Annotated in this window: 16 protein-coding genes; 11 read left to right on the top strand and 5 right to left on the bottom strand. The window is 56.1% G+C overall.

Annotated elements, in window-relative coordinates; genetic code table 11:
- The first annotated feature begins 155 nt into the window (after nt 1–155).
- From D0851_RS01510 to D0851_RS01545, 8 genes are all read left to right on the top strand, one after another.
- Nucleotides 156–557 carry a PepSY domain-containing protein gene (locus tag D0851_RS01510; protein ID WP_117617046.1) on the top strand — a complete coding sequence of 134 codons (402 nt, stop codon included), beginning with the start codon at nt 156–158 and terminating at the stop codon, nt 555–557.
- 58 nt (nt 558–615) lie between these two features.
- Nucleotides 616–1,086: a DUF2271 domain-containing protein gene (locus tag D0851_RS01515; protein WP_117617047.1), complete on the top strand. Its 471-nt coding sequence runs from the start codon at nt 616–618 to the stop codon at nt 1,084–1,086.
- Between the two features lie 22 nt (nt 1,087–1,108).
- Entirely contained in the window at nt 1,109–3,334 is a 2,226-nt protein-coding gene (locus D0851_RS01520) for a PepSY domain-containing protein (RefSeq protein ID WP_117617048.1), read from the top strand.
- Nucleotides 3,335–3,495: 161 nt separating this feature from the next.
- On the top strand, nt 3,496–5,016 hold the full coding sequence (locus tag D0851_RS01525; protein WP_227539400.1) for a COG3014 family protein: 1,521 nt from the start codon (nt 3,496–3,498) through the stop codon (nt 5,014–5,016).
- Between the two features lie 10 nt (nt 5,017–5,026).
- The gene (locus D0851_RS01530) at nt 5,027–5,431 is read left to right on the top strand and encodes a YcfL family protein (RefSeq protein ID WP_117617050.1); all 405 of its coding nucleotides are present in this window, start codon (nt 5,027–5,029) and stop codon (nt 5,429–5,431) included.
- 60 nt (nt 5,432–5,491) lie between these two features.
- On the top strand, nt 5,492–6,091 hold the full coding sequence (gene lpoB, locus D0851_RS01535) for a penicillin-binding protein activator LpoB (RefSeq protein ID WP_117617051.1): 600 nt from the start codon (nt 5,492–5,494) through the stop codon (nt 6,089–6,091).
- Nucleotides 6,092–6,134: 43 nt separating this feature from the next.
- Nucleotides 6,135–6,866, top strand: a complete 732-nt coding sequence (locus tag D0851_RS01540; protein ID WP_117617052.1) for an SDR family NAD(P)-dependent oxidoreductase — start codon at nt 6,135–6,137, stop codon at nt 6,864–6,866.
- A 123-nt stretch (nt 6,867–6,989) separates the two neighbouring features.
- Nucleotides 6,990–7,853 carry an urea carboxylase-associated family protein gene (locus tag D0851_RS01545; protein WP_117617053.1) on the top strand — a complete coding sequence of 288 codons (864 nt, stop codon included), beginning with the start codon at nt 6,990–6,992 and terminating at the stop codon, nt 7,851–7,853.
- Here the strand turns inward: D0851_RS01545 and D0851_RS01550 are convergent, their stop codons facing one another.
- Entirely contained in the window at nt 7,854–8,423 is a 570-nt protein-coding gene (locus D0851_RS01550) for an NADPH-dependent FMN reductase (protein ID WP_117617054.1), read from the bottom strand.
- Between the two features lie 469 nt (nt 8,424–8,892).
- Complete coding sequence (locus tag D0851_RS01555) at nt 8,893–9,705, bottom strand: amidohydrolase family protein (protein ID WP_117617055.1); 813 nt, start codon at nt 9,703–9,705, stop codon at nt 8,893–8,895.
- Nucleotides 9,706–9,782: 77 nt separating this feature from the next.
- Between D0851_RS01555 and D0851_RS01560 the strand changes: the two genes are divergently transcribed.
- Complete coding sequence (locus D0851_RS01560; protein WP_117617056.1) at nt 9,783–10,211, top strand: MarR family winged helix-turn-helix transcriptional regulator; 429 nt, start codon at nt 9,783–9,785, stop codon at nt 10,209–10,211.
- Nucleotides 10,212–10,306: 95 nt separating this feature from the next.
- Here the strand turns inward: D0851_RS01560 and D0851_RS01565 are convergent, their stop codons facing one another.
- A complete protein-coding gene (locus D0851_RS01565; protein ID WP_117617057.1) occupies nt 10,307–11,209 on the bottom strand; it encodes a hypothetical protein in 903 nt (300 codons plus the stop codon).
- Between the two features lie 370 nt (nt 11,210–11,579).
- Here D0851_RS01565 and D0851_RS01570 point away from each other — a divergent pair, with 370 nt between their 5' ends.
- Nucleotides 11,580–12,506, top strand: a complete 927-nt coding sequence (locus tag D0851_RS01570; RefSeq protein ID WP_117617058.1) for a LysR substrate-binding domain-containing protein — start codon at nt 11,580–11,582, stop codon at nt 12,504–12,506.
- Between the two features lie 58 nt (nt 12,507–12,564).
- On the opposite strand, the gene D0851_RS01575 is transcribed toward D0851_RS01570, so the two are convergent.
- Together D0851_RS01575 and D0851_RS20745 are read right to left on the bottom strand one after the other, a co-directional pair.
- A complete protein-coding gene (locus tag D0851_RS01575; RefSeq protein WP_264756458.1) occupies nt 12,565–13,203 on the bottom strand; it encodes a BCCT family transporter in 639 nt (212 codons plus the stop codon).
- Entirely contained in the window at nt 13,185–13,379 is a 195-nt protein-coding gene (locus tag D0851_RS20745; RefSeq protein WP_264756459.1) for a BCCT family transporter, read from the bottom strand. Before D0851_RS20745 ends, D0851_RS01575 begins: the two co-directional genes overlap by 19 nt.
- 270 nt (nt 13,380–13,649) lie before the next feature.
- Between D0851_RS20745 and D0851_RS01580 the strand changes: the two genes are divergently transcribed.
- On the top strand, nt 13,650–14,834 hold the full coding sequence (locus D0851_RS01580) for an aromatic ring-hydroxylating oxygenase subunit alpha (RefSeq protein ID WP_117620239.1): 1,185 nt from the start codon (nt 13,650–13,652) through the stop codon (nt 14,832–14,834).
- Nucleotides 14,835–14,855 lie beyond the last annotated feature (21 nt).

Here is a 14,855-nt window from a genome sequence, read left to right on the forward strand (position 1 = left end):
ATACTACAGCCGGGACCTGACAGCAGCCTGAATGGCGCGGACAGTTTGCGTTCGTGACTTTAACACGGTGGAAGATGTCCATGATTGGCCGCGTTCAGGCCATTGTCAGGAAAACCTCATAGGGTATTCATTGTGGATTCAACAGGAGACATCCCATGAAGACCAAACCCGTGATTATATCCCTCGCTCTACTATTTCTGAGTACGCCTCTGCTGGCTGACGATGACTGTGATGACCCGGTGGCCAATTGGCAGCCCCGGGAAAACCTGCGCCAGAAACTGGAAGCCGAGGGCTGGACGGTATACCGCATCAAGGTGGATGACGGCTGTTATGAGGTAAAGGGCCGTGACCCGGAGGGTAACCGGGCGGAGGCCTCTTTCGGACCCGCCTCCCTGATATTGATGGACATGGAGCGAGAGGAAGAGGACGACGATGACGATGATGACAGCGATGGAGATTACCGGACAAAGGCACGTGACGGCGGCCAGGGCACTGGCGAGACGCCGGTTCCGCGAAATGGCATCGTCAAGGGTCGCCCGAGTGTGACGGTCGAATAATCCGCCAATCCTGTCCGTTCTTGTTTAACGCGTTGTACGTTTCTATCGGAGAGACTGTATGAAAAAGATCTTTTTTGCTCTGGCCCTGGCTATAGCCATTGCTTTACCCGCTCTTGCACAGGCTCGTGAAGTGACCTTTACGACCGAGTTACTCGACTACGGTGGCGATGGCGCCTACCTGGCGCTTTACCTTACGGATGCTTCCGGCAAATATCAGGGGACTCTCTGGGTTGCGGGGAAAAAATCCAAATACTACAAGCACCTGAGTGGCTGGGCCCGTGGCAGCGGGTTGAATCCGGCTGAGTACGATGGCCTGACCGGAGCCAGTATAACCAGCGGGCGCACCCTGAAAATCACCCTGAACCTGGACGATGCGCTGATCGACAAGGGCTATGAGATCCGTATCGACACCGCCGTTGAAGATATGCGGGACAACCGGGCGGATGTCGCCGTACCACTGACCACTGAAGGTTCCGGCAAGCCGGTCACCGGGCGTGGTTATGTTCGCTCATTCCGCTACGATTTTTAACGGACTGACAGGAGCCAAGGCTATGTTGCGACAATTGCACGGTTTACCGGGTCTGCTAGTGGCGTTGTTCCTGGTGACGCTTGCCGTCACCGGGGCGGTACTGGCCCTGGCGCCCGCCATGGACAGGGCGGCAGCTGTGATCCCGGCTGCTGGCGAGGTAAGCGTGGCGGAGCTGGCAGGACGGGTCGTGGCCCATTACCCGGGAACCGAACAGATTGTGCGTGGCCCTTCAGGTGGAGTAGTCGTTTATTACAACCGTGACGGCCGGCCCGGGGCGGATCTGGTTAATCCCTTGACTGGCGAAGGCATTGCGCCCTATGAGCCATCGGCCTTTTTTATCTGGATCAGGGACCTGCATCGCTCGTTTCTGCTGGATGACGCGGGCCGGGGGCTGGCCGGGGTGATGGCCGCCGTGATGCTACTTCTCTGCATCTCCGGAATTCTGCTGCTGGTCCGTCGGACCGGCGGCTGGCAGGCATTGTTACGGCCATTCGCCGGTTCCGGCGGCAAACGGATTCATTCCGAACTGGCCCGGTTTGCCGTTCTCGGGTTGCTGCTGTCGGCATTGACCGGCAGTTATATGTCGGCACAGCGCTTTGGTTTGCTGCCGGAAACTCCCGAAACCGGGCCGACTTTCCCTGCTGAGGTCTCTGGTGGAAAACCGGCTCCGGTGGCAACGCTGGGCGCCCTCTCGGAGGTGGACCTCAGCGAATTTCGGGAACTGGTGTTTCCCTATCCTGATGACCCGCAGGATGTCTATTCACTGACCACCAGCGGCGGTTCCGGGTTTGTTGATCAGGCGACCGGTGAGCTGCTGAAGTACCAGCCCCGCTCTGGCGGTAGCGTGTTCCAGCAGTGGATGATCAGTTTGCATACCGGCGAGGGCCTGTGGTGGCTGGGTTTGATTCTCGGAGCTGCGGCGCTGACCGTGCCGGTGCTCTCGGTGACAGGGATAAGCATCTGGTGGCGACGTCGCCGGTCGTCAGGGCAGATTCCGGACAATGCCGATGTCTCTCAGGCTGAAGCTATTATCCTCGTCGGTTCCGAAGGTAATACTACCAGGGGATTTGCCCGGGAACTCCATGGCAGCCTGAACAAGGCAGGTTTTCGCGTGCATTGCGGCGAGATGAACGCATTGGCTGACCATTATCCGCAGGCCTCCCTGCTTTTTGTACTGACCTCGACCTATGGCGACGGCGACGCGCCGGCGTCCGCTCGCCGGTTCATGGCCAGACTCAGTGATTTCAGGGGCGAGAAGACACTGAAATATGCCGTTCTGGGCTTTGGTGACAGCCAGTTTCCGAATTTCTGTCAGTTTGCCTTGGACGTGGATGGGGCGCTCGCCAGTAAAGGCCTGAGCCAATTGCAGACCATTGAGCTGATTGATCGGTGTTCCGCCACGCAATTCAGCGAATGGGGAGACAAGGTCGGTGAGCTTATCGGGACTCCGCTTTCGCTGAGCCACGATCCGTTGCCGCCGCCCACGGTAAAGCTGGAACTAGTGGAGCGGGCGGATTACGGGCTCGCCGTGCAGGCACCGACCAGCATCCTTCGTTTCAGGGCGGCAGAGCCGGGTCGGGGCCGGTGGCCGAAGTTTCTCTTCCGAGGCCGCAAAATTCTGCCACCATTTGACGCGGGCGACCTGCTTGGTGTCATGCCTCCGCATGGCCAGGCCGCGCGATTTTACTCTTTGGCATCCTCTGCCAGTGACGGGATTCTGGAGATATGCGTACGCAAACAACCTGGTGGTCTTTGCTCCGGATATTTACACGAGCTCAGGCCTGGGGATTGTATCGATGGCTTTATCCGCCATAACCCTGGCTTTCGGCCAGCGACTGGCAACACCCCGATTATTCTGATTGGTGCCGGTGCAGGGATTGGCCCACTAACCGGTTTTATCCGGAAAAATACCGAACGTCATCCTATGTATCTTTATTGGGGTGGGCGCAGTTCGCAGTCGGATTTTCTGTATCAACCCGAGCTGGGGCGCTACCTTGAAGACCATCGGCTGACGGCCCTGAATACGGCGTTCTCTCGATCTGACGAGCGTGTCTATGTTCAGGATAAGCTCAGGCAGGATCAGATCGCTGTGCGTCAGATGGTTGAAAAGGGGGCTCAGATCCTGGTCTGTGGTGGCCGGGATATGGCAGCAGGGGTAATGCAGGTCATTGAAGACATTCTCGAGCCATTGCGCACCGATGTGGAAACTCTCAGAGCCGAGGGGCGGTATCTGGAGGATGTCTACTGAGGGCCATCGATAGTGTGGTCCGGAAACATATCCGGTTCACTTGATGTATTCTTGCCATAGCTGAGTCCGAACTGCGGTTTTCTTCCTCACCCATGAGGGGGCAAAGCCAATGACTTCGGACTCTCTATCAGACCTGCCAGTTCCAGGCGCCGCTCGGGATAATGATGTTGAACAGCCGATTGCCAAGCCGTTTTTTGAACCTCTCCATAGCAATGATCCTCCTGCCGGGCATTGTGGGCTGTTCCGCCTTCCAGCAGCGTGACCGGATGGCAACCTTTAATAGCGCATACGATCGGGGTAATTATCAGTCTGCCGCCAACGCCATGGCATTGCCGACGAAAAAGGAAGACAGCGGGCAGAATGGCCGTTCCGGCGATAGGGTACTGGAACTGCTGCACCTGGGCGAAGCCTACCGCCTGGCGGGCGATTACGATGCCGCCATCAGCGCCTTTGACCAGGCGGAGTCTGGCATGAAGTACCTGGATACCCAAACGGTGGCTTCTTCCGCTATGGGAAAGGTCGCCTCGGTACTGGTTAACGAATCATCGCGGGATTACCGGGCGCTGATGTCTGAGGCCATTCTGGTGAATACCTACAAGGGGCTGTCCTTTCTGGCAAAGGGCAACAGCGACTTTGCCCGGGTAGAATTCAACCGGGCCGATGACCGGACCCGGCGTGCGGTGGATTATTTTTCCGAAGATATTCGGGCCCAGCGCGAGGCGGTACAGTCCGGGCCCACTAATGCCGCCTCAGTGCGCCGCAACGCTGAAAGCAGGGAATTCCGCTCAGTGCTGGAGGACCGCTACGGTGATCCGGCGGGTTGGGCTGTGTATGCCGATTATATCGTGCCGGTCAGTACCTACCTGCACGGCCTGTATTTTCTCGCTGCGGGTAACGGCCAGTCGGATATTGATCGAGCGGTCAGTTCCTTCGAGCGGGTTGCCCGTATGACGCCGGGCAATCCAACGCTGGCGGTTGATGCCCGACTGGCTCAGTCACTGGCTGCAGGCAAGCTCCGGCGGGAAGAGTTGCCGCCCATGGTCTGGGTGCTCTACGAAAACGGCCTGGGGCCGGTACTCGAGGAAGTTCGCTTTGACGTACCGCTCATTGTGACTCCCCGGGATCGACCATCACTGATTTTCGCCGCCATCGCGCTCCCGCGCTACAAAGACCGCCGCGCTGTGCCCGGCAACCTGATTGCCAGTTCCGGTGACGGCCCGTCAGTGAACACGGACACCATGGCCCAGATGGGCAGGGTCATTCGTACGGAAATGCAGGCGCGCTTCCCCGGCATCCTGACCCGCGCAATTTCAGCGGCCGTGGTAAAGGGAGTCATGCAGTATCAGGCCACCGAACAACTGGGCGCTGTTGGCCAGATTGGCTCAATTATCTACACCCTGGCCACCACCCAGGCCGACCTGCGGGGCTGGCAGGCCCTGCCGGATCACTGGGAGGTTGCCCGGCTTGAGCGACCGGCCGACGGCAACCTCACCCTGAAAGACAGCCAGCAGGGGTTGCTGGGCCGGATAAAGGTGCCGGATCAACCGTTCACGCTGATTTACGTCAAACGGCCTACCATGGTCAGCCCGGCTACGGTAATGTTACTGGATCTGCAAGGGAACAATCCCGGACAACGCCTGGTGCTGCCAGCCCCCTCGAACCAGACGTCCGCACCTTTATAGGAGAGACACTATGTCCAGAATGATGCAGTTAGCCGTTCTGATACTCGTGACCAGTTTGCTGGGCGCCTGCGCGCCCATACAGCCGGAAAGGGAAGTCGTGCAGCGCGACGATCTCCGGGTCGATCCTGAGATCGGGGGCTTTGTGACGGTGACAGAGTTGCTCGAAAAGCGGATCGACATGCCGGGCGGCGGCGATCTGCTCAAAATCCAGTTCGCGGTGCAGGCGTATCAGGACACGCTGATGGAATGGGCTGTCACCTGGTTTGATGCAGAGGGCATGGTCGTGCCCGGTGTCGGTGAAGGGTATCGTCCCGCCCGCGTGCTCCCGAACCAGACCCGCTTCTTTACGGCGACAGCGCCACATGAAAAGGTCGTCAGCTACCAACTTCACTTACGTGAGGACCGCGAACCCTGAGCCGGATGATATCGCCGTCCATAAAACTGTCATTGTGCGTTATGCGAAAAGGAATGAGTAATGAATAAATGGGTGCCCGTCGTTTTGTGTTCAACACTCCTGGCCGCCTGCGCGACCCCAACACGTTACATCGACCCGGCAGCCGATGATGGCGCGGTTGCCATGACTATGGACTACCGCGACTTTGAGCGGGCCGCCGATGCCGCGTTGCAGGACCTGCTCTCCAGCGGCGCCGTTGACAACCCCAGCGGCGATCGCTACGTGATGGCCGTGAGCCGGATCGTCAACGACACCATGCAGCGCATCGATACGGATCAACTGGTGAAAAAGATCCGGGTGGGGCTGCTGCGCTCCGGCAAAGTCATCACAACCACCGCCGTCGGCGTTGATGGCGCCGAAGACGCCATGAATGAAAAGGCCCGTGAACTGCGCAATTCCGAGGAATTCGACCAGTCCGGCGTGCAGAAAAAGGGCACGTTAAAAGCGCCGGACCTGAGCCTGTCCGGCAAGATCATCCAGCGCAATCATAAAGTGAAAGACGAACAACAGGTGGAATACTACTTCCAGCTCAGCCTCACCGACCTCCAGAATGGCCTGGCCATCTGGGAAAATGAAACGCCGATTATCAAGAGGGGGTCGGATAAGGGCGTGGCCTGGTGACCGGGAAGGGAATTCCGCAACGTGCATGGATCAGGAGAATAAAATGGCTACCACAGACAAGCCAATCGCAGTGGTGATCGGGGCCGGCGACCATCTCGGGTCGGCCATAGCCCGGCGTTTTGCGCGGGAAGGCTTTCATCTTGTAATCACCCGTCGCCGGGGCGATCTGGATGGACTGAGGGCCGAAATCACTGCGCTGGGCTCCAGTGCGACGGCGATTCACTCCGATGCCCGTGACGAGGCACAGGTCAGCGAACTGATCGATCAGGTGGAAGCCGAGCTGGGTCCCATTCGGGTTGCCGTGTTCAATGTGGGTGGAAACGTCCGGTTCGACATCTGCGAGACCACCACCCGGGTTTACCGGAAAGTCTGGGAAATGTGTGCGCTGGCAGGGTTTCTGGTCGGGCGGGAAGTGGCGAAAAAGATGCTGGCTCGCAACGAAGGCACTATCCTGTTCACCGGTGCATCGGCCAGCCTCAGAGGTGGCCGTGGCTTTGCGGCCTTTGCCGGTGGCAAACATGCCTTGAGGGCCCTGGCCCAAAGTATGGCCAGGGAGCTGGGGCCACAGGGTATCCATGTCGCCCACGTGGTTGTTGACGGGCTCATCCGCAACGAGGCAACCGCTGAATTTCTGCCTGACCTTTATGCCAGCAAGGGAGATGGGGGCATCGTTGAGCCGGACGACCTCGCGGAAATCTACTGGCAGCTCCATAGGCAGCCTCGCTCCGCCTGGACCTTCGAGCAGGATGCCCGTCCTTTCTCGGAATCCTGGTAGCTCATTACCCACACATTTCATCCCGCGAGGTTCTGGTGGATGCGCTCAGCAAGGCGGGTTTCGATGCGGGTGAGGGAATGGTGGCGATGGCGCAGGTGCCCCCTATTAGAAGGAGAAACTGAAATGTCTGACGTTGCTGCAGCGTACCGGGCAAACAAAGGCTCCGTACTGGATGTCGATAAAGCGTTCTACGACACCTTGACTGATGCCAGCACGAAACGTGAACTGGTGGCCACGTACACGGTTCCCGTGAGAGATGGTCTTGCATGGAAGGTGCCCGCGGGCCATGTGTTTCGGGTAAAGATTATCGATGGGTCGCAGGTTGGCGACTTCAATATGTGGAGCCTGCATAACCCACGGGAGCGGATGTGGGCGTCCCGTACCCGGCAGTTGCAGCGGGCTCATGTCAGCAACTATGACCGGCTATGGTCTACCCTGCCGTACCTGCGACCGATGGCGACCATTATTGACGATACGCTCGCGAATTACGGGGTAGATAGTGAAGGTGGTCGGGTTCATGATCTGTTGGGGACGCGGTGCGACCCGTATGTGAATCGCCTGCTGACTGGCGAGGATTTTGACTTCCACTGTCATTCAAATCTGGTGCGAGCCGTGGAGCCGTTCGGGCTGACGGAATTTGATGTCCACGATGTTCTGAACATCTTCCAGTGCACCGGTCTTAACAAGGATGATCAGTACTTCATGAAAGCCTGCCCGGCGCGAAAAGGGGACTATCTTGAGTTTTTCGCCGAGATTGACTTGCTGTGTGCGATGTCCTGTTGTCCGGGCGGAGATCTCTCGGTGGATCTCTGGGGCGAAAACGCCAAGGATCCCCTACAAACCTGTCATCCGCTGGGGGTGGAGGTTTATCGGGTCAAGCCGGAGCTTCTGAGGAACTGGGCGTCCCCGGACTATGCTCCTTACAAAGGGAAGCATGGGCGCCAGAACCCCAGCGTGGATTGGGCGGCCATCAAGAAACAGGGTTAGTCACCCCTGACGGATCGCCTGTAAGGCCTGGGCCCATTTTTCCAGTTCCTCAAGCATCGCTTTCCCAGAAGTCTCATGGTGCTCATTTGCCTGGAACACTTTATTCTCATCCAGCAAATTCCAGGGCATCTGTACCATCACTCCCTCCATCATCGGCATCATCTTCAAGGTTGTTACCAGCTGTTTTGCAAGTTGTGCAGAACGCAGGCCTCCTGATACGCCACCGTAACTCACGAATCCGCACGGTTTGTAATTCCACTCGTTGTAAACGTAATCCAGTGCGTTTGTGAACGAGGAGGGTGGGCAATAGTTGTACTCAGGGATAACGTAAACGTAGGCGTCCGCTTCATCGACGCTTTTTGACCAAGCCTTGGTATGATCGTGCTCGTATTTTTGTAGGCGCGGATGATTGGGTTCGTTGTAGATCGGTAGTTGGAAGTCCGCCAGGTCGATCAGTTTGGACTCAAAGCGCCCGTCGGCATTGGCGAACTCATTGAACCATTTGGCGATAGATGGTCCAACCCTTCCGGGGCGGGTACTGCAGATGATTGTATGAAGTTTGAGTGCCATTGTAGATCCTTAACCATTGTTTTTTTGCTGGCGCCAAGAAGAGCCCAGAAGTGAGTCCAATTAAGATAAAGCCTTCACAGTTCATCGTAAATTGCTGAAGTTTAAGCGGGTCGCCAGATACGGCCATCGCGAATTTGCGGATGTCGGTATCCGCTGCTTTGAGCGCTCCCTGAGCGACATAGATTGCGCGCTCAACAGCATAGGGGAGTTCGAGCGACTGTCCTTTCAAGGAGGAAAAAACCCACCAAGATCTCTCTTTCTTAGCTGAATGATTAGCTCTATGGCACCACAGTTCTGGGCAATGTGGCAGTCAAGTTCGATGGACCTGGTTGGATTACTCACCATTGATCTCCGTTAACCGGTATGAAGCGGTGAACAATGCGGGAAATGCAGCTTAAGACTTAAAACTAGCTCAAGGTTGCGGGGAAAGGAAGGCTGACGAAAAATGAGGGAGGTCACGGAACATCGGTCATAGACTGAAGACCCGTCGAGCATTTCCAGACAAAAAGGCGTTTTTTTGTTCCTCCGATAACGCCAGGCTTTCCAGATGCTTCAGACACTGCGCTGGCGAGAGCATTGGCCAGTTGGTTCCGAACATGACACGTTTCGAGCCAATCGTTTTCATGTACTCGATGAAATTTGGCGGTAGTCGGTGAACCGCATAGGCAGAAGTGTCAACGTGGAAGTTGGGGAACTTGATCGTTAGAGATATAAGTTCGTCGATCCAGGGAAACCCCACATGGCCTCCAACCACAACCAACTCTGGAAAATCCAGCAAGACATCCTCGAGGTAGGGGATTGGCCTTCCGGTTTCCGAACGCAAAAGTGGTCCTGTGTGGCCAACCTGGGTACAGAATGGAACGCCAAGATCAACGCAGGCCGCGTATATCGGGTAATACCGGCGATCATTGGGTGGCAAATCCCAGAGCCAGGGCACGACTCTGACGCCAACAAACCTCTCCTTATCAACCCACCTGCGGATGTCTCTTACGGCCTGCATCGGCTCATTGAGGTTAACTGACACCAGGCCACGAAACCTGTCTGGCGCCTGATCGATCTGGTCTGAGACCTCCTGATTGCTTATCAGTGATCCCGTCGGACCATGCCACGCCGACAGAATTGATATCTCAACACTCGCCTCATCCATTACCTGAATGGTCGATTCCACTGTGGGAACCACTGGCGCACCGGTCTGCTTGGTCCACTTCAACAGAGGCTCTAACCAGGGCTCTCTTGCCATGCGCTCGGTCATTACTTGTGACCACACATCAATTGCACTCATCGGAACCTCCTCTTGATATTACTACACATATGTAGGAGTATCTTAGAACAGAATTCCTACAATCAACAAGGAAATCCATGGCCGCATCCGATCAAAGACTCTATTTCCTGCTGCAACTCGCCGCACACCGCCTAAAAAAACGTGCAGACGCCGCACTCGCCGACGCGGCGGACCTGTCAACGGCCCAAGCCGCTGCCCTTTCGATCATTGCCAATAGGGGACCTGTTTCCCAACGCTTTGTGGCGGACCAACTCGCGCAAAGAGAAAGTGCTGTTATGACAATGACCAATCGCCTGCTTAGGGCGGACTACATAACCAAAAGCAGGTCAGAAACGGATGCGAGGGTGTGGGAGCTGTCAGTCACTGACCGCGGATTGAAAGCTTTGGACAAAATGCAGGAGCCGTTTTCTGCGATCAATGGCTTGATCGATAGCCGGCTGGGAGCGGATGAGGTTGATCGATTGGCCGCTGGCCTGAAAAAGTTGCTGAAGGCGCTGGACGTTTAATAGAAACCGGGCGTTTACCTCGGACACCAAGGCGCTCGGCACTAGCCTCTAGAGCAAGGCTATCCGATTGCATGATCCGACGTTAAATTGGCGTATTAACGCTCACTGTCTCGATAAAACGCACGGCTCTTCTCGTAAAACGGTGACATGTCGATCAGACCAAAACCCAGCCCCGATTCATGTAAAAAGAATGTGTAAGGCTCTCCTGAAGGCAGACTCTGCCAGTATTCCGGGATGCTGCTTTCCTGTTGGTTGATAGCCGGATAGTCAGAGTGCTCAAAGTAGCCGGGTTGAGTCATCTTGAAAGCTACGGCCACTGGTTCGGGAGAATTCATCAGTGTGTACCGTTGAAGGCCAGGGTAGGCGGCCACCATCGCAATGACACCGAGCAGGGCGGCGAGGCCCAGGCGCTCTGCTCCCGGAGCACCTTTCCCAAGTTGAAAACCGAGGGCACCTGCCAGCAGTCCCGCCGACACAAAGGGCCAGAGTGGCAAGTCACCGGAAACAAGGTAGTTGGTGAGCAGGGTATAATCAACGAGCGCATAGGTGGCGAGCCCGGCCAGCAGAATCAGCTGGATGACCATGCCCTTGTGTTGCAGCAAGTTAAAGTGGTTTGCCAGCGGCCCGGTTCGGTTAACGGGGGTCGAGGTAAAATCGGCATTGCCTGTGACGCCAGACACCGTGGTCAACCCAAAAAGCCCAAGGCCCGTCAAACGCGGAATGTGAATCGTGAGATTCTCGCTGTCCAGCTCCAACCAGACCTGGCGATTGGCAAAGACCACAACACAGCCCACCAGCAGAAGAACCGCGAGCAAGTGCAGCTCGAAAGGCACATTACCTTGTTCGTTCAGAACAAGCTGGCTTACATCCAGCTCACCAACATTTGGCAATACCAAAAACAGGCTGCCAAACAGGAATGCCAGCAATGCTCCGATTCCGGCAAGCAAGTGGTTTGTTTTGAGGATGCTGGAAGAGTAACGAAAGCGATGCTTTACCATCGTTCAATGTCGTCCCTGACAAAAAAGTGAGGCCACCATGGTAAATAGAAATCGGACTAAAAACGAGCTCTAGCATTACTGAGGAGAAAGTGATGTCGGGCTCAGGCGAAATCAGTCTCGCAAGATGCAACGGCGGGAATGTCATCTTCGAAATGAGTGGCACGCCCATCATTATGTGAACGGCAAATTTGAATTAGAACGGTGAGTACTTTGTGTGGACGTCTATCGGTGCAGATTAAAAACCCAATCAGTCATAAGAGATGCAGGTTTTATTTTGTGTTGAGTAAGAGCAAAATAAGTAGCAAGGAGTGCGTATTGACGCCCGATTCAAGGTGATCTTTTTTATGCGTACAAGGGTAGCTCAACAATAATGAAAATTTCACCCTTACCGCCCCTCAACAGTCTGGTGGCCTTTGAAGCTGCGGCGCGTCACCTCAGCTTCACCCGCGCCGCCGACGAATTAAATGTTACCCAGGGTGCAATCAGCCGGCAGGTTCGTGTGCTTGAGGATTATCTGGGCAAACCGTTGTTCACGCGGGCGACGCGCAAAGTGAATCTTACGATGGTGGGCTTGCAGTACGCCCAGACCATTCGCAGTTCACTTGCTGAGATTTCCTCTCTCACGTCCGAGGTGCGCTCATGGCGGAGCATGCAACAGGTTACTGTGGCCACCTCGAGCGCCATGGCCTCGCTTTGGCTACTGCCCAAAATTACGGCCCTTCAACAGCAACACGACGATATTGATCTGCGTATCACGGCCCTTGAACAGGTCCGAGATCTTGATCGGATAAAGTTTGATATCGCACTTTTCTACTGCCAGACGCCGCCGCCGGGAATGAAGGGGACAACACTCTTTTATGAAGAAGTGTTTCCTGTGTGCAGCCCAGACTATCTGGAGAACCATGGCCCAATCGACACACCCGATGCGTTGCAGTACTGCACCTTGCTGTCCCTGGAGGATTCCGACATTGACTGGGTCAGTTGGAAGCGATGGTTTGCGGAAGTGGGCGCAGAGACCCGGTCGTCCAAACGAAGCCTCCATATAAACAGTTACTCAATGCTTGTGCAGGCTGCGTTGATGGGGCAGGGAGTGGCGCTTGGCTGGGGGCAGTTGGTTGACGACTACCTTCTGAGCGGCCAGTTGGTCAGGCCTATGGATACCGTGCTGAAGACAAACGCGCGATTCTGCATGCTGGAGCCGACCCAGGCTCCATCACGGCACGCCAGTGTTCGAGCTTTCCAGCAGTGGTTGCTGGGAACGATCCCGAAGGAAGTAGGCGACCTTGGTTTAACCTGATCGGAAAACAAACCCCGCTGCCTCGCGGCAGTGGGATTTTTTGCCTGCTGTCGGACGTTCAGGCCGGGACGGGCCTCGCGCTTGTGGTAGTCTCTGCGCCTGCATGTCCGCCGCTGTCGAGTATGCAGAGCACCAGTGTTCCCGAGTCGGCCGAGGTGATGAAATAGGTTGCCAGCAGCAGCACTGCAAGAATCGAGAGTATGCTGCCCAGCGCACCAGCATCCAGGCCAGCGAACATGGTAAACAGAGCCGATGTGGTGTCTGCCTGAGTGGCCTGTAGAACATCACCGCCGGTGAAGGCTGTTGCCGCAATCCCAGCGTCTTCGGATACCGCCTCGTTGTAGGCGGTTTGAGCCTGCAACTCCTGGTACAGGGCAGCGCCGCCAAAGACGGACATCCACACGCAAGTCACCAGAGTCGGAACAATCAGTGCTCCACCAATCATTTCCCTGATCGTACGGCCCCGGGAAATTCGGGCGATGAACATGCCGACGAAAGGTGCCCAGGTCATCCACCAGGGCCAGTAAAACGCTGTCCAGTAGTTCTGCCAGCCAGTGTCGGCATAGGTATCGCTCCACAAGCTCATACTCAGCAGGCTGCTGGCATAGTCGCCGGTGGTTTCCAGTAGTGTATTGAGTATGTAGCGGGTTGGTCCGATCGCGAGGATGGTGATCACGATCACAACGGACAGCACCATATTCCATTCAGAAAGCAGCCGGAGGGACCGTAAATCCGGTTGCCGATGAATGGGTAAAGTATGGAGCGGAGCGTAAGGGGCAATCCCTTGCGGTACGCGAGATAGGCCAGCGATAGTGCCACTATAATAAAGGTGGCCCAGGGATGAAGGCCCCAATGGAAAAAGGTCAGACGCATCGCCGCACTGGCTGATTCTGCGCTTAACCCTTCCGAGAAGGGATTCGCAGATGAGATTTTGTCATGAAATCGCCACCTTTCGACCGAACCTCATGAGCCGTCAAACGACGTTGCGCTATGGATTATTTTTACTCATCCATCGATGAAAAATCGTCGATTGTCCAGGTCAGGGCCCCCACTACAGAATCAACTCAATCCGGGGCCATATGTGAAGTAGGCCAGAGAGAGAACAACAACAATCCAACAGGCAATTTCGAAAGTGAGACCATCATGACAAATCCGAACCTGATCTCCGCTCGCCAACTGGACAGCGTACTCGCACCCATCTCTGATTCCACTGGTATGCCCAACGCCGCCTATGTCAGTGAGGCGTTCTTCAATCATGAGCGAGACACGCTCATGGCCGGAACCTGGGTCTGCGTCGGTTTTGCCAGTGACCTGGTCAAGAGCGGCTACGTCAAGCCTGTTGACTTCATGGGCTTACCGCTGCTGTTGATGCGGAACAAAGACGGCCTGGTACAGGTGTTTCACAACGTCTGCAGCCATCGCGGCATGCAACTGGTGGCAGAGGAAGGAGAAGTGCAGGGGGTGATCCGTTGCCCCTACCATTCATGGACGTACGATCTGAATGGCAACCTCAAGGGCACGCCCCACATCGGTGGGGTTGGCCAGCACAAGGTAGAGGGCTTCAAGTGTGAAAAGCATGGCCTCAAGCCTCTGCGCAGTGTGGTGTGGATGGACCTGGTCTTTGTTAATGCAGATGGACAGGGTCCTGACTTTGCAGAGCACATTGCGCCGCTGGAGAACCGCTGGCGCGACTTCATTGGCGCTGATGGTTTTGACTTGATGCGAAGGGTCAACATGGGCGGCAGCCTGGAAATGACTGTCAACTGCAACTGGAAGCTGGCCGTAGAGAATTATTGCGAAAGCTATCATTTACCCTGGGTTCACCCAAGCCTGAACAGCTACTCAAGGCTTGAAGACCATTACAACATCCAGGAAGGCGAGCATTGCTCGGGCCAGGGCAGCTTTGCCTATCGTCTGTCCAATGTCGCCGGCACCCACCTGCCGAAGTTCCCGTCATGGCCAGAAGACAAGCTGGAACATGCCGAATACGTGTCGCTGTTCCCCAATGTGCTGCTGGGCATCCAGGCGGACCATGCCTTTGCGATGATGCTTGAGCCACTTTCCGCGGGCCAGACCAAAGAACATTTGCGGGTCTATTACGTTGGTGAAGAGGCTGCGAAGGACTCCTATGCGGCTTGCCGAACCTCCACTCTGGAATCCTGGCGAGTGGTATTTGGCGAGGATATCGGCGTTGTTGAAGGCATGCAGCGTGGTCGTCAGTCTCCGGGCTTCCAGGGCGGCGTTTTTTCGCCGGTGCTTGATCATCCCACACACTTTTTCCATCAGTGGGTGGCTCGCCGTGTCGGCAATCAATCAGCCGCCGCCTGACCTCAGACACTAAAAAAGGAG

Origin of the sequence: Marinobacter sp. Arc7-DN-1 (assembly GCF_003441595.1) — a bacterium.
Taxonomy (GTDB): Bacteria; Pseudomonadota; Gammaproteobacteria; order Pseudomonadales; family Oleiphilaceae; genus Marinobacter; species Marinobacter metalliresistant.

Bases quoted from the DNA above. Each gene is read 5' to 3' on its own strand.
- D0851_RS01510 (WP_117617046.1), top strand. From the start codon at position 156: ATGAAGACCAAACCCGTGATTATATCCCTCGCTCTACTATTTCTGAGT.
- D0851_RS01515 (WP_117617047.1), top strand. From the start codon at position 616: ATGAAAAAGATCTTTTTTGCTCTGGCCCTGGCTATAGCCATTGCTTTA.
- D0851_RS01520 (WP_117617048.1), top strand. From the start codon at position 1,109: ATGTTGCGACAATTGCACGGTTTACCGGGTCTGCTAGTGGCGTTGTTC.
- D0851_RS01525 (WP_227539400.1), top strand. From the start codon at position 3,496: ATGATGTTGAACAGCCGATTGCCAAGCCGTTTTTTGAACCTCTCCATA.
- D0851_RS01530 (WP_117617050.1), top strand. From the start codon at position 5,027: ATGTCCAGAATGATGCAGTTAGCCGTTCTGATACTCGTGACCAGTTTG.
- lpoB (WP_117617051.1), top strand. From the start codon at position 5,492: ATGAATAAATGGGTGCCCGTCGTTTTGTGTTCAACACTCCTGGCCGCC.
- D0851_RS01540 (WP_117617052.1), top strand. From the start codon at position 6,135: ATGGCTACCACAGACAAGCCAATCGCAGTGGTGATCGGGGCCGGCGAC.
- D0851_RS01545 (WP_117617053.1), top strand. From the start codon at position 6,990: ATGTCTGACGTTGCTGCAGCGTACCGGGCAAACAAAGGCTCCGTACTG.
- D0851_RS01550 (WP_117617054.1), bottom strand. From the start codon at position 8,423: ATGGCACTCAAACTTCATACAATCATCTGCAGTACCCGCCCCGGAAGG.
- D0851_RS01555 (WP_117617055.1), bottom strand. From the start codon at position 9,705: ATGAGTGCAATTGATGTGTGGTCACAAGTAATGACCGAGCGCATGGCA.
- D0851_RS01560 (WP_117617056.1), top strand. From the start codon at position 9,783: ATGGCCGCATCCGATCAAAGACTCTATTTCCTGCTGCAACTCGCCGCA.
- D0851_RS01565 (WP_117617057.1), bottom strand. From the start codon at position 11,209: ATGGTAAAGCATCGCTTTCGTTACTCTTCCAGCATCCTCAAAACAAAC.
- D0851_RS01570 (WP_117617058.1), top strand. From the start codon at position 11,580: ATGAAAATTTCACCCTTACCGCCCCTCAACAGTCTGGTGGCCTTTGAA.
- D0851_RS01575 (WP_264756458.1), bottom strand. From the start codon at position 13,203: ATGGTGCTGTCCGTTGTGATCGTGATCACCATCCTCGCGATCGGACCA.
- D0851_RS20745 (WP_264756459.1), bottom strand. From the start codon at position 13,379: ATGCGTCTGACCTTTTTCCATTGGGGCCTTCATCCCTGGGCCACCTTT.
- D0851_RS01580 (WP_117620239.1), top strand. From the start codon at position 13,650: ATGACAAATCCGAACCTGATCTCCGCTCGCCAACTGGACAGCGTACTC.